Source organism: Microvirga guangxiensis (genome assembly GCF_900102135.1).
Lineage (GTDB): Bacteria > Pseudomonadota > Alphaproteobacteria > Rhizobiales > Beijerinckiaceae > Microvirga > Microvirga guangxiensis.
This window is the reverse complement of the sequence record NZ_FMVJ01000002.1, coordinates 549,556-563,000: the sequence shown is the minus strand read 5'-3', so window position 1 is coordinate 563,000 and position 13,445 is coordinate 549,556. Positions and strand designations below refer to the sequence as shown.

Sequence of the window (13,445 nt, the reverse complement as noted above, 5' to 3'; positions counted from 1 at the left end):
TTGGGAGAGGACAGATGTGGCCGTCCAATAGGCACTTGTCCAGAAATGGAGCTTTTGCAGCAGTTAATAAGTCATTTGAGGCGCTAGCTTTCCCTCCGGGCCTCGCACTAGGGTGCCACCTCAAGCGCCATAGTCTGGGGGAATAGAACATGAGCGATAGTTTCCTGCCTAAATGGACCTTGAAGACCGAGGGCACCATCATGCCCGATGAGCGGCTTCCGACAGGCCAAATGGTCGTCGTAGGCCTGCAGCATGTGGTGGCCATGTTTGGCGCCACCGTGCTGGCGCCCATCCTGATGGGCTTCGATCCCAATGTCTCGATCCTTTTCTCCGGCCTCGCCACCCTGATCTTCTTCTTCGTGGTCGGCGGCCGGGTGCCGAGCTATCTCGGCTCGAGCTTCGCCTTCATCGGCCCTGTCTTGGTGGCAACCGGCGCCTCGGTCGGCAGCCCGAACCCGAACATTCCTCTGGCACTCGGCGGCATCATTGCGGCGGGTGCGCTCTATTTCATCATCGGCCTCATCGTCCAGATGGCAGGGCACCGCTGGATCGAGAAGCTCATGCCGCCGGTGGTCACCGGCGCCATCGTGGCCGCCATCGGTCTGGTGTTGGCCCCGATCGCGATCAACAGCGCCTCGGGCGTGACCCCGGATAATGCCGACGGTTCCAACTTCGCCCGCTGGATCGCGCTCGCGACGGCGCTCTCGGTCGGTATCGTCGCGGTTTATGCGCCGGGCATGTGGAAGCGCTTGCCGGTGCTGCTCGGCGGCGCCATCGGCTATCTGGTTTATTACATCTTCGCGAACCACCTGGGCTACGGCACAGCCATCGACTTCACGAAGATCCGCGAGGCTGCCTGGTTCGGCCTGCCGACCTTCCAGAGCCCTGTGTTCGACATGCGTGCCATGAGCCTCATCGCGCCTGTCGCGATCATTCTCGTCGCGGAGAACCTCGGGCACATCAAGGCCATCGGTGCCATGACGGGACGCAATCTCGATCCCTATCTGGGACGCGCGTTCATGGGCGACGGCCTTGCCACGATGCTTTCCGGTTCTGCCGGCGGTACAGGCATGACGACCTATGCCGAGAACATGGGCGTGATGGCGGTGACCCGCATCTATTCGACGCTGGTCTTCCTCATCGCCGCGGGTTTCGCTCTTCTGCTGGGCCTGTCGCCGAAATTCGGCGCCTTCATCGGCACGATTCCGGGGCCTGTGCTCGGTGGATTGTCCATCGTGGTGTTCGGCCTCATCGCAGCAACGGCCGGCCGCATCTGGGTGGAAAACCGGGTCGATTTTTCGAACCCGCGCAACCTGATCACGGTGGCGGCAGCCTTGATCCTGGGCGCCGGCAACTTCAAGCTGAATGTTGCAGGCTTCACCCTTGATGGCATTGGCACGGCAACGTTCGGAGCGATCATCCTGTACCATATCCTGAACATGGGATCTCAGCGCGCCAACGAGGTTCCGCGCGCCTAAGGCCTTGCAGGAACACGTCTCTGGAGCCCGCGTTGAGCCATCAACGCGGGCTTTTCTTTGTTCAAAGGAACGGAGCCCGCATCGCTTTTTCAAAGAAGGGATGGTGCGATGAGTTCCGAACAGAAGCAGACGCTTCCGCCGCAGGTGCAGGACCGGCAGCCCGGACACGAGACCGAGATGAACCCGAGACCCGATTACGAGCCGCGCTATCCGGGCAGCAACCGGATGAAGGGAAAGACGGCTCTCATCACCGGTGGCGACAGCGGTATCGGTCGCGCGGTGTCTGTGCTTTTTGCGCGCGAGGGTGCGGATATCGCTATCGTCTATCTCAATGAGAACGAAGATGCGCAGGCCACCAAACAGCTCGTGGAGAGGGAAGGGCGCAGGTGCCTGGCCATCGCTGGCGATATCGGTGATCCGGCCTTTTGCCGTTCCGCCGTCGATCAGGTGGTCCAGCAGTTCGGCAAGCTCGATGTGCTCGTCAACAACGCGGCCGAGCAGCATCCCAAAGGCGATATTTCCGAGATCCCGCCCGAGCAGATCGAGCGCACCTTCCGCACCAACATTTTCGGCTATTTCTACATGACGCAGGCGGCGATGCAGCATTTGAAGCAAGGGGCCGCCATCATCAACACAACATCCGTCACGGCTTACCGCGGCAGCTCGGAACTTCTCGATTACAGCGCGACTAAGGGCGCCATCGTCGCCTTCACACGTTCCCTGGCGCAGAAGCTCGCGGAGCAGGGAATCCGTGTGAACGGGGTCGCGCCCGGCCCGATCTGGACGCCTCTCATCCCGGCGACCTTCCCGGCCGAGAAGGTGAAGAGCTTCGGCGCGAATACGCCTCTCAAGCGCCCCGGTCAGCCAAATGAGGTGGCTCCGTCTTACCTCTTCCTGGCCTGCGAGGATGCTTCCTACATCACAGGCTCGATCCTGCATCCCAATGGTGGGGACGCGACGGAAACCTGAAACAGAAAAAGGCGGCTCAAGCGAGCCGCCTTTTTTGAAGTCTGGAGCCGTTCAACGACGGCGACGAACACGTAACGGGATCGGAGCGGGAGCCTGCACCGTCAGCGCGAAGAAAAGCAGCACAGCGGACAGGGATGCGCCGATCAGGAATACGACTTCTGCAATTTGGGCTTGCGAAGCGACGCCGGTGACGGCCGCAAGCAAAGTAAGAACCGCAAAAAGAATAAATGCACGAAGGGCAACGGAACGGGTCATCGACATATCTCCCAAGTGTTCTGAAAAACGTGCCTAGGAGTGCTGAGTTCCATACTGGGTGCTCTTACGCAGAATACTTATGTCGAGCTTCCCCGTATCTTAGACACATAGCTTTTTCGCGGAACCGCACAGCCGCGCTTGGCGTTGTTTCAGCGTCATCAGCTCAAAGCTGATTATAAATCTTAGCGAGGTAACACCATGCTCGGTTGGGCTGTCACTTTTCTCATCATCGCGCTCGTCGCAGCTCTGTTCGGTTTTGGCGGCATTGCCGGTACGGCCGTCGAGATTGCCAAGCTGATCTTCTTCGTTGCGATCGTGCTCTTCGCCATTTCGGCTGTCATCGGCCTTCTGCGCGGAAGAAGCCCCATGTAACGAGGTCTTCCCTGGCTTTAAGAAAACGCCGCCCACTGGGCGGCGTTTTTCGTAGATAGGAGGCAGTTCAGCCTTGAAGGGCTGCGCGGGTCATGCTGTCGGGGCCCAGATCGTCCATGTCGTCCACGTTCAGGGTAGCCGCCAGCCGAAGGCGGGCCCGGTTGACGCGGCTCTTGATGGTGCCGATGGCGCAACCGCAAATGCTGGCGGCTTCCTCATAGGAGAAGCCGGAGGCCCCGACCAGAAGCAACGCCTCGCGCTGATCGGACGGAAGCTGGGAGAGGGCCTCTCGGAAATCCTCGAAATCAAGATGTGAGCCCTGCTCGGGCTGAATCTTCAGCCGGCTCGCGAAAGAGCCGTCGGGGTCTTCGACCTCACGCCGACGCTTTCTGTACTCGGAATGAAAAAGATTGCGCAGAATCGTGAAGAGCCAGGCATTCAGGTTTGTGCCGGGCTCGAAACGATGAAGATTGGAAAGAGCGCGGAGGAGGGTGTCCTGGACAAGGTCGTCTGCCCTGTCGACCTGACCTGAGAGCGAGATGGCAAAAGCGCGTAGGCCGGGAACGGCGGCTAGCAGAGCCTCTCGCAGGTCAGGCTCCGGGGTCATTGCGCCCCATCCTTCTTTTTGTCGAGCTGGTCCAATAATTCCTTGAAGCGGTCCGGAACGGGCTGCTGCATCAATTCATCATACATGGCGCGCAATTGATCGCCGATACGTTTCTGACTGCTGCTATCGAGTTTTGCATCGGTTCCAAGCCTGTCATCGAGTGATGAGCCCGGGAGCGCCCGAGCCAGCTTGTTACCCTTGTCACCTGTCATCTGATTCCCCTTGCTACCCCATATATTATTAAGGGATAGCCAACCTTGGCAGTAGCTCTATACTCATTTTCGAGCAATAACGCTTGTTGTTGAGCACAGTTCCAGAAATGGAACTTTTGCAGCTTTGCAGCGTTGAATGGACCATCGGTACAACGATTCATAAGCACTATAAGGGGAAGCGAATGTCGACAGCTCAGCTTGTCGTCCAGCACTTACCATACCTTCGTCGCTACGCACGCGCTCTCACTGGCAGCCAAATGGCTGGCGATGCCTATGTGGCCGCAACGCTTGAAACCTTGGTGAGCGAACCCGAGACCATCGGGCCTTCCGGCAATGTCAAGGTTGAGCTCTTCCAGGTTTTCACGCGCATCTGGAATTCGCTCTCCGTCAACGGGCGCAGCGAACAAATTCAACGCGATCTTCCGGCGGAAGTTCGGTTGGGCCAGATCACCCCGCTTCCCCGCCAGGCTTTCCTCCTGTCCTGCCTTGAGGGCTTTGGAGAGGAAGAGGTCGGTCAGATCCTCGATGTGGATACCAAAACCGTGCGCGAGCTCGTCGACGAAGCCGGCCGTGAACTGGCTGCCGACATGGCCACGGACATCCTCATCATCGAGGACGAGCCCCTGATCGCCATGGATCTGGAGGCCTTGGTCGAAGGCCTCGGCCATAATGTGACGGGTGTCGCCCGGACCCGCACGGAAGCTGTCAAGCTCGCTTCCACCAAGCAGCCGGGCCTGATCCTGGCTGATATCCAGCTTGCCGACGGCAGCTCCGGTCTCGACGCGGTCAACGACCTCCTGAAGTCGTTTGAGGTGCCGGTAATCTTCATTACCGCCTATCCGGAACGCTTCCTCACCGGTGAGCGGCCGGAGCCGGCCTTCCTCATCGCCAAGCCCTTCCAGCCGGCGAACGTCTCGGCTGTCATCAGCCAGGCGCTGTTCTTCCAGCAGAGCGCCAGGCGGCGTGAGCCGCGGGCTGCAACGGCCTGATCAGCTGATCAGGTATGCTCAAGTAATCGCCCGGCTTTCGAGCCGGGCTTTTCTTTTGTCACGTTGTAATCGGCATAAAAAAAGACGGGCTTCAAAGCCCGTCTAAAGGTGCCGGCCAATGCACAAGGGGAATGCGGGGAGGACCAGGAGGCCGGTGCTTAAAGAACGCTGCTTGGAAAATAAAGGTTCCCACCTTTTTTCTTGGAATATCCTCTAGGGATGCGCAGGAACATCAAAGATAAGGTCGCGTTGTTTTCTCGAATGGTTCAGCTAAGCAGCGGGAGACAGGGATGCTCCTTACGTCCTCGAGATTCTACGTTCTGACTGGAGCCGCCCTTTTGGCCGGTGGCATTGCCTTCGCGGATACGGGCTTTGCCCCACTCAAGTCGCCGCATGATTTCCTCAGGTCGGCGCTGTTTCAAGACCGGGTCGCGTCCAAGGGTGACCGGTTGGCGGCAGTGCGCCCGGCTGAAGTCCAGGCAGGCGTTTCCATCGTCGAGATCGTTGGTCTTGAGCGTGCCACCGTCATTCTGCGCGGAGACGACGGCAAGGTTCTTTACCGGTCGGATCCGCGATCGGGCGTGACGGCAATCTCGAAGAATATGGATCTTCCGGCTCTCACCATGAAGGACGAGATGCAGGTCCCGTCAGTCCAGCATTCGCCTGCCGTGCGCGAAGGCGTAGAAGAGCCACGTAAGCCGAAACGGAAGAATACTGTCGGCTGCGTGGCGGATGTGAGCCCTCTCGTAAGAGCTAGCGCCAATCGAATGCCGAGCCTGTGCCTCGCATCGCTAGATAAGCCCCTGTCGTGAGACAGCAAGGCGTGTCTTCATTCCTCTGACAATATCTGGATAGGCTCAGAGAGATGGTAGGCTAAGGTATGCATAAGGTATTTCGAGCGTTTTCAATGAATATTCGTTCATAATAAAACTTTGTAATGCTGATTATCGGCTCGCCATCCTAATGGGGTGGATTTTGGAACGTCTATAAGGTTGCTGCGTTTTGCTCTCGCGCAATTTGGCGCTTATCGCGATTCATTGGATACCCAGGAGAATATCACGATGCTGAAGAAGCATATGGCAGCTTGCCTTGTCGTGACAGCTTTCGCGGCTGCGCCCGCTTTCGCTCAGACATCCCCGTCGGCTCCGACTGACCGTCCGACAGCCTCGGGCTCCGGAGCGGCGACCTCGGGTTCTCCGGCCATGCAGCCGGGCGCGTCTGGAACGCCGTCCACGAGTCCCTCAACGGCTGCGCCCGCCAACTCATCTGCGATGAACCAGGGTGGCTCGCAGGGGCAGTTCATGACCCAGATGCAGATGGGCCAGATGATGGCTTCTGATCTGATCGGCACCCGTGTCGTCAGCACCAACAACGAATCCATTGGCGACATCAACGATGTCATCATGGATCGCAACGGCAAGATCATGGCTGCTGTGGTCGGCGTGGGCGGCTTCCTCGGCATCGGCGAGAAGGATGTGGCTGTTCCGTTCGAGGCACTGGAATTCGCCAATGATCAGCAGGCCAATGCCATGGACAACAACGCAGCGACCACTGGCTCAACTGCAACGGGCCAAGGCTCGGCTGGCGCTACGTCGAACTCGAATATGGCCACGAACAACGCTCCGGCGGCCAATAGCGGAGCGGCTTCCTCCAACAACGAGCCGGATCGCGTCGTGCTTCGCATGACGAAGGCTGAACTCCAGGCTGCTCCAGCCTTCAAGGCGAATGGCGATAATAGCGCGAACCGTTCGAACACCGGGGCGACAGGTGCTGCCGGAACGGGCGGCACTGCGCCCCAGCAGTAATCGTCTCGCAAAGCAATCGCTTGGCGGCGCCTCGGTTTTGGGGCGCCGTTTCGTTTGAGGGGTGAACCGAAACGGCAAAATAAAAGGCGCAGTCACGAATGACTGCGCCTTTAAAGGTGCCAGTCCGAGGGGGCGTTCGGACCGGTTGCTGACATAACGCAGTTCATAGGGAGGGGGTTCCCAACTTTTTTCAGAAAATTTGCGACGCCCCTTGAGGCGAAGTTTCGCCCCCAGAGGAACCGGGGCGTTTCGGGCACGTTGCCGAAGCAAGATAGATGCGGAGATGACAATGACTGCGACCAACGAATTGGATGCGGCCCTGTGCCAGGAGGAGCTGCCCGACGAGTTCGCCCGGCTCGCTTCAAGCTCCTCTCCTTATGAAAAGCCGAATGTCGCGTGGTTGCTCAGTGGCATCGTTTCGACCTGCCATCAGGATGAAGTCACATGCCCCCTGATGCTGAGGAGGCACTTGGTGGTGCCTGCTTGGTACCCGGGCTTTACCCCGGCCATTCAGCACCACTCGTAAGTTTAAAACCGTTTCAGGCTTGTTCGTTTGATGACCGATGCATCCTTGAACTTCCACGTGCACGACACTGTCGCTGTTCTCTTACACCCCAGCGTCGTTCCGGTAATTGATGTCTTTCGCTCCATCGGTTGCCTCGACGACCAATACGATTTGGCTTTGCTCGATGGCCCCGAACAGGCCCTGTCCGCTTATGTGGAGCCCTCTGCCGCCAAAGGTATTGTGTCGGATGCGCTGCTTCTGGCCTTTGCGCTTACGCGGCAGAGAGGAGGAGCATTCGAACACCGGCAGGTTCGATCACGGCACGCGACCATCGACGAATATTGCCTCATGGCTCTCATCGGCGCTTCGCGGCAGCCATCTTCCGATGTTGCCCGGGAGGCCGCGATGCTTCTTAGCGTCTCGCCTCTCGACCTTCTGTCTGCGCTTGCTGGAGAACTGGCGCGCCACATCGATTTTGGAACGATCACGTTCCCAATGCCAAGTCTCGGCGAATTCAGGGCGATCATCGGGGTCGAAGGTGAGCGGATGGATGCCATCGTCGAGGCCTTCGTCAGCCCTGGGCGGAATTTCAGCTTCTGAACTATATTCTTCTTTGCAAGGTTACATAAGTAAAGGGGCCGCTTGGCGGCCCCTTTTCATGTGGCTTTCAGGTAGATTACTCCTGGTTGCCACGTGTGTTGCCCGAGGCCTGACCGCCCTTACGGCCTGCCTCGGAGGCAAGCTCGCGATCCTGGGAGAAAGATCTTTTCTCTGCCGGGACGCTCTTGCCGCCTTTACTTGCAATTTCGCGCTGACGATCTGAATCCATGGATGCGAAACCGCGCTTAGAAGTCGAACCACTGGGCGCCATCTTATGCCTCCTTTACGAATTGTGTTCGTGGTTGAACAACCACTCGCAAAATCGATGGTTCCGACAAGGAAGGCGGAACCTTTGCAAAAAATTCTCCATGAAAAAAATCAATGTCCCAGAAGAACGTATTCCGGTTGATTGGCTCATTGAAATAATGGCTATGCTTTGTTGCTTGCACCTTCTCAGGCGCGGGGTGCGACAAGTTGACTATGCATAGAAGAAAGGCAATTTTATTTAAGAAGTTAACCTGATTATTGCGTCAATATTTCGGCCCGGTTGAGTCTAGTACGGAGTCTGGCAAGGTTCCCGGATGTCGAGCAGACGGCTAATTCGCAAGCAGTGTGGGCCTATTATTCTATGAACGTCTTCTCATGACGCTATGGCCAGTCATGTTCGACTCTGAGATTTTCCTCTCCTTCATTGATTGACTCGAATGTGAAGCCGCAGCTCAAAGGCTTTGTTTTATGGGATTTGAGGGCCTAAGGGGGCACCGGGCGGTTTTCCGGAGGCTCCTGCCCGGTGTATGAGATCTCTAGCCACGAATGACGAGAGGGTAAGGATGACCTACGACGACAACAACGTGTTCGCTAAGATCCTCAGGGGCGAGCTGCCGTGCCACAAGGTCTATGAGACCGAGCATGTCTTGGCTTTCATGGACATCATGCCCCGCGGCGACGGCCATGTGCTGGTCATCCCCAAAGCGAAGTCTCGCAACATCCTCGACGTGAAGCCCGACGATCTCGCGGAGCTCTCGAAGGCGGTCCAGGTGGTCGCTCGCGGTGTGAAGGATGCATTCTCGGCTGATGGCCTCACGATCCAGCAGTTTAATGAGAGCGCCGGCGGGCAGGTGGTGTTTCACCTGCATGTCCACGTCATTCCGCGCTTCGAAGGCGTGCCGCTGAAGCCCCATACAGGCCAGATGGAAGCCAACGACAAGTTGGCTGAATTTGCCGAAAAGATCCGCGCGGCCTTGCAGGCCTGAAGCGAGAAGCAGAAAGCGGCCCTTGGGCCGCTTTTTGTTGCTCTTACTCCGCCCAGTCGAGGGAGCGGGAAACGGCCTTGTCCCATTCCGCATTGAGGCGGCTGCGGCGGTTTCCGTCCATGGCCGGGGTCCAGCGCTTGTCGATGGCCCAGTTGCGCACGAGATCGTCCGTTCCTGCCCAGAAGCCGACGGCGAGGCCCGCGGCATAGGCGGCGCCGAGCGCCGTTGTCTCGATCACCTTCGGGCGCACCACCGGCACGTCGAGAATGTCGGCTTGAAACTGCATCAGCAGCTCGTTCACCACCATGCCGCCATCCGTGCGCAGCTCCTTGACCGCGATGCCGGTGTCCTTGGCCATGGCCTCCAGCACCTCGCGGGTCTGGAAGGCGGTGGCCTCGAGCGCCGCGCGGGCGATGTGCGCCTTGGTGGCATAGCGGGTGAGACCGCCGATGAGGCCGCGCGCATGGGAGTTCCAGTGCGGCGCATAGAGGCCCGAGAAGGCCGGCACGATGGTGACGCCGCCGTTGTCCTCGACGCTGCGCGCCAGGGTCTCGATTTCCGAGCTTGCCTGGATCATCCCGAGATTGTCGCGCAGCCACTGCACCAGAGCGCCAGCGATGGCGATGGACCCTTCTAGCGCATAGACCGGCTTTGCGTCGCCGAACTTGTAGCCCATGGTCGTGAGCAGGCCGCATTTGGAAGGGTAGGGCGTCTCGCCGGTGTTCATGAGCATGAAGCAGCCGGTGCCATAGGTGTTCTTGGCCTCGCCCTGCTCGAAGCAGGCCTGGCCCACGAGGGCTGCCTGCTGATCGCCGAGGATGCCGGCAATCGGCACGCCCACCAGATCGTCCTTGGCGACGCCGTAGACTTCGCTCGAAGACTTGATCCGTGGCAGGCAGGCGTGGGGGATGTCGAAGAGCTTCAGGATCTCCTCGTCCCAGTCCAGGCTCTGAAGATTCATGAGCTGCGTGCGGCTGGCATTGGTCACATCGGTGATGTGGCAGCCATCGTTCACGCCGCCTGTGAGATTCCAGACGAGCCAGGTATCGATATTGCCGAACAGCACGTCACCGGCTGCGGCCTTCTCCCGCGCGCCGGGAACGTTGTCGAGCAGCCACCGCAGCTTGAGACCGGAGAAATAGCTCGCGAGCGGAAGGCCCGTCTTGGCGCGCAACCGATCGTGCCCGCCGTCCTTCGCGAATTCCTCCACGATGGAATCGACGCGGGTGTCCTGCCAGACGAGCGCATTGTGGAGCGGCTTGCCCGTGCGCTTGTCCCAGATCAGCGTGGTCTCGCGCTGGTTGGTGATGCCGATGGCGGCGAGGTCCTGAGGCTTCAGGCCCTTCTTCGCCAGCGCCTCCTGGATCACGCCTTGCGTGTTGCGCCAGATCTCGAGCGGATCGTGCTCCACATAGCCGGGCTTGGGATAGATCTGCTCATGTTCCTTCTGGCCGACGGAGACGATGTTGCCCGCCTTGTCGAACACGATGAAGCGCGAGCTCGTCGTGCCCTGGTCGATGGCGCCGACGTAGGTGGCCATGGTTTCTCCCCGATGTTCTTACTGAGCCGCGATCGATGCAGTCTTTTGCTTGGCTATGTAAGCATCAATCTTGGCCGCAGCACCAGCCGGAACATGCAGACCGAGCTTTGAGCGGCGCCAGAGAATGTCTTCCGCCGTGCGCGCCCACTCGTGGCGCATAAGGTAATCGACTTCCGCGGCTGTCAGGCCAGCGCCAAAATCCTCGCCGAGATCGGCCATGGACTTGGCTTGGCCGAGCAGTTCGAGAATGCGCGTGCCATAGGCGCGCGACAGGCGGTGAGCCACCTGCTCGGGCAGGAAGGACCAGCGCTGGCGCACGGTGACAAGGAACTTGTCGAAATCGGCGTCGATGATGTCGCCGCCCGGCATCTTGGCATTCTCAGTCCAGGACGGCTTCATGTCCGGGAAATAGGCCTTGAGCTCTTCGAGGGCGTGCTCCGAGAGCTTGCGGAAGGTGGTGATCTTGCCTCCGAAGATGGACAGCACGGGAGCCTGGCCCTCCGGGGCGTCCATGTCGAACACGTAGTCGCGGGTCACGGCGGAGGCGTTCGACGAGCCGTCGTCGAAGAGCGGGCGCACGCCGGAATAACTCCAGACCACTTCGGCGGGCGTGACCTGCTTCTTGAAGAAGTGGTTCACGATGTTGCAGAGGTACTGCACCTCGTCCGGGCTGATCTCCACCTTCTTGTCCGGCACGGATTCGACCGGGATGTCGGTGGTGCCGATGAGCGTGAACTTCTCCTGATAGGGGATGGCGAACACGATGCGCTTGTCCGTGTTCTGCAGGATGAAGGCTTCCTGGGTGTCGAAGAGCTTCGGCACCACGATGTGGCTGCCCTTCACGAGGCGCACGTTCTTCGTGGTGTTGAGGCCGAGCTTGGAGTTGAGCACGTCCGCCACGAAGGGGCCGCCTGCATTGACGATGACCTTGGCGCGCACGTCCTGGCTCTCGCCGGTCTCCGTGTTCTGCAAGGTCGCCACCCAGATCTTCCCGTCGCGGCGGGCGGAGACGAGCTTGGTGCGCACCCGGATGTCGGCGCCCTTCTCGAAGGCGTCGAGAGCGTTGAGCGCCACCATGCGGCTGTCCTCGACCCAGCAGTCGGAATAGACGAAGGCGGTGTCGAAGCCGGGCTTCAGGGCCTGACCGGCCGGATGCCTGGTGAGCTTGATGCCTTCCGTGCCCGGCAGCTTCTTGCGCGGGGCGAGGTGGTCGTAGAGGAAGAGGCCGAGGCGCACGAACCAGGCCGGGCGGATGCCCTTCTCATGGGGAAGGATGAAGCGCAGAGGCCAGATGATGTGAGGAGCCGAGTTCAGCAGGCGCTCGCGCTCGAACAGAGCCTCGCGGACAAGACGGAACTCGTAATATTCGAGGTAACGCAGGCCGCCATGGATCAGCTTGGTCGAGGCTGAGGAAGTATAGCCCGCCAGATCGCCCTGCTCGCAGAGCACCACGGAGAGGCCCCGGCCCACCGCATCGCGCGCGATGCCCGCGCCATTGATGCCGCCGCCAACGATGAGAAGATCAGTTACTGCCGTCACGGAACGCGTCTTTCTTCAAATACAAGCAATTCTGTTTCCCAGCACATGAGTTCTTTAGCCGTCTAACGCAAGTGAATTTTCGGAATTTTCACCTCCCTTTTGCAACAGGAGGACGGCCAGGAAGAAGCCGAGGGAAAGGAGGGACATTCCTAAGCACAGGATCATGACCGTGCTGTAACTTCCCGACCAGGCCCAGAGCGCGCCGAACAGGAAGGGGGCGGCAGCGGTGGTCAGGCGCACCGGCATGGCGATCATGCCCTGGACCGTGCCGTAGCCCTCACGTCCGAACAGCTCGGGGGGCAGAAGGGCGCGGACAATCGTCATCATGCCGTTGGAGGCGCCGAACAGGACCGCGAAGGCAGCCACCAGCCACGAGCCGGACGGGAGCATGGGCAGGAGCCCGAAAGCGAGGACGCCGAGGCCCAGGGTGACGATCCCGGTGCCCTTCATGCCGAAAGCGCGCTCCCCGAGCGCCATGGCCATCCGGCCCGCCACCTGAGCGGGACCGATGATCGAGAAGGCGATCACGGCCATTTCCAGGCTGTAGCCTTTTTCGGTGAGGAGGGGGATCAGATGGATCGGCAGGCCGGCCGCGATGAGGCCCTGCAGAACCGAGGAGACGACGAAGCACCAGAAGGAGGCCTTCAGAAGCACGCGGCGGGCATTCTGCGGAAGCGCGCGGTGTTCTTCGGCGTGGGAAGGCGAAGACTTCTTGAGGGCCGGCGGGATGAAAACCGCATGCACGACGGCGCAGACGAAGAGGTTGAAGGCGGCCAGCACCAGGAGCGCGTGACGCCAGCCGAGGTGCTCGATCAGCAGATGGGTGAGGGGGATGAAGACCGTGCTGGCGAAGCCGCCCACCAGGGTCATGAAGGTGATGCCCCGTCGCGTGAGGAACCCGAGCCTGCGGGCCAGAACCGCAAAGCCCGGCTCGTAGAACACGGTGCTCATGGAAAGGCCGAACGCGGCCCAGATCAGGATGAAGACCAGGTAGCTCTCGACTTGAGACCAAGCCAGCATCAGCACTGCTGCCAGAATCGAGCCTCCGGTCATCACGGTGCGGCCGTACCCGAGGTCGATGAGCCGCCCGACCGGCACGGCGAAGAAGGCGGAAGTGCCGAGCGCGAGGGAATAGGCTGCCGTGAGCTCGGTCTTGTCCCAGCCGAGTTCCCGGCTCATCGGCTCGATGAAAAGAGCGAAGGCATAGAAGATCGTGCCGTAGGAGATCAGGACGCTCAGGGACAGAGCGGAGACAAAGCCCCAGGGCATGCGGGAGGAGGACATCGAGCGGACTTTCAGCCGTGGTGCTTCTCGACTGGCG

Annotated in this window: 16 protein-coding genes; 9 read left to right on the top strand and 7 right to left on the bottom strand. The window is 59.9% G+C overall.

The window, feature by feature from the left end; translation table 11 throughout:
• Positions 1-149: 149 nt before the first annotated feature.
• Entirely contained in the window at positions 150-1,478 is a 1,329-nt protein-coding gene (locus BLP10_RS02685) for a solute carrier family 23 protein (protein WP_091129398.1), read from the top strand.
• Positions 1,479-1,586: 108 nt separating this feature from the next.
• Positions 1,587-2,447: an SDR family oxidoreductase gene (locus BLP10_RS02680; protein WP_091129394.1), complete on the top strand. Its 861-nt coding sequence runs from the start codon at positions 1,587-1,589 to the stop codon at positions 2,445-2,447.
• 51 nt (positions 2,448-2,498) lie between these two features.
• On the opposite strand, the gene BLP10_RS02675 is transcribed toward BLP10_RS02680, so the two are convergent.
• Complete coding sequence (locus BLP10_RS02675) at positions 2,499-2,702, bottom strand: hypothetical protein (RefSeq protein WP_139165415.1); 204 nt, start codon at positions 2,700-2,702, stop codon at positions 2,499-2,501.
• A gap of 198 nt (positions 2,703-2,900) precedes the next feature.
• Between BLP10_RS02675 and BLP10_RS02670 the strand changes: the two genes are divergently transcribed.
• Positions 2,901-3,074 (top strand): DUF1328 domain-containing protein, encoded by a 174-nt coding sequence (locus tag BLP10_RS02670; RefSeq protein WP_009494036.1) that lies wholly within the window; start codon positions 2,901-2,903, stop codon positions 3,072-3,074.
• Positions 3,075-3,141: 67 nt separating this feature from the next.
• Here BLP10_RS02670 and BLP10_RS02665 read toward each other — a convergent pair whose 3' ends face one another.
• Together BLP10_RS02665 and BLP10_RS02660 are read right to left on the bottom strand one after the other, a co-directional pair.
• Positions 3,142-3,681 carry a sigma-70 family RNA polymerase sigma factor gene (locus BLP10_RS02665; RefSeq protein WP_175493748.1) on the bottom strand — a complete coding sequence of 180 codons (540 nt, stop codon included), beginning with the start codon at positions 3,679-3,681 and terminating at the stop codon, positions 3,142-3,144.
• Complete coding sequence (locus BLP10_RS02660) at positions 3,678-3,893, bottom strand: NepR family anti-sigma factor (RefSeq protein WP_175493747.1); 216 nt, start codon at positions 3,891-3,893, stop codon at positions 3,678-3,680. Before BLP10_RS02660 ends, BLP10_RS02665 begins: the two co-directional genes overlap by 4 nt.
• A 182-nt stretch (positions 3,894-4,075) precedes the next feature.
• On the opposite strand from BLP10_RS02660, the gene BLP10_RS02655 reads away from it, so the two are divergent.
• The 5 genes from BLP10_RS02655 (at position 4,076) to BLP10_RS02635 (ending at position 7,792) form a co-directional block, all read left to right on the top strand.
• Complete coding sequence (locus BLP10_RS02655; protein WP_091129387.1) at positions 4,076-4,882, top strand: response regulator; 807 nt, start codon at positions 4,076-4,078, stop codon at positions 4,880-4,882.
• A 290-nt stretch (positions 4,883-5,172) separates the two neighbouring features.
• The gene (locus BLP10_RS02650) at positions 5,173-5,694 is read left to right on the top strand and encodes a hypothetical protein (RefSeq protein WP_091129384.1); all 522 of its coding nucleotides are present in this window, start codon (positions 5,173-5,175) and stop codon (positions 5,692-5,694) included.
• A 249-nt stretch (positions 5,695-5,943) separates the two neighbouring features.
• Positions 5,944-6,687, top strand: a complete 744-nt coding sequence (locus tag BLP10_RS02645) for a PRC-barrel domain-containing protein (RefSeq protein ID WP_139165414.1) — start codon at positions 5,944-5,946, stop codon at positions 6,685-6,687.
• A 289-nt stretch (positions 6,688-6,976) separates the two neighbouring features.
• Complete coding sequence (locus BLP10_RS02640; RefSeq protein WP_139165413.1) at positions 6,977-7,213, top strand: hypothetical protein; 237 nt, start codon at positions 6,977-6,979, stop codon at positions 7,211-7,213.
• 30 nt (positions 7,214-7,243) lie between these two features.
• Entirely contained in the window at positions 7,244-7,792 is a 549-nt protein-coding gene (locus BLP10_RS02635) for a hypothetical protein (RefSeq protein WP_091129376.1), read from the top strand.
• A gap of 76 nt (positions 7,793-7,868) precedes the next feature.
• Here the strand turns inward: BLP10_RS02635 and BLP10_RS02630 are convergent, their stop codons facing one another.
• Positions 7,869-8,063 (bottom strand): con-10 family general stress protein, encoded by a 195-nt coding sequence (locus tag BLP10_RS02630; protein ID WP_091129372.1) that lies wholly within the window; start codon positions 8,061-8,063, stop codon positions 7,869-7,871.
• Positions 8,064-8,622: 559 nt separating this feature from the next.
• Here BLP10_RS02630 and BLP10_RS02625 point away from each other — a divergent pair.
• Positions 8,623-9,045, top strand: a complete 423-nt coding sequence (locus BLP10_RS02625; protein ID WP_091129368.1) for an HIT family protein — start codon at positions 8,623-8,625, stop codon at positions 9,043-9,045.
• A 43-nt stretch (positions 9,046-9,088) separates the two neighbouring features.
• Here the strand turns inward: BLP10_RS02625 and glpK are convergent, their stop codons facing one another.
• From glpK to BLP10_RS02610, 3 genes are read right to left on the bottom strand one after another with little or no spacing between them, the layout of a single operon-like run.
• Complete coding sequence (glpK, locus tag BLP10_RS02620) at positions 9,089-10,585, bottom strand: glycerol kinase GlpK (RefSeq protein ID WP_091129364.1); 1,497 nt, start codon at positions 10,583-10,585, stop codon at positions 9,089-9,091.
• Positions 10,586-10,603: 18 nt separating this feature from the next.
• Positions 10,604-12,124: a glycerol-3-phosphate dehydrogenase gene (locus tag BLP10_RS02615; RefSeq protein WP_091129358.1), complete on the bottom strand. Its 1,521-nt coding sequence runs from the start codon at positions 12,122-12,124 to the stop codon at positions 10,604-10,606.
• A 54-nt stretch (positions 12,125-12,178) separates the two neighbouring features.
• A complete protein-coding gene (locus BLP10_RS02610) occupies positions 12,179-13,408 on the bottom strand; it encodes an MFS transporter (RefSeq protein ID WP_091129355.1) in 1,230 nt (409 codons plus the stop codon).
• Between the last annotated feature and the right edge of the window lie 37 nt (positions 13,409-13,445).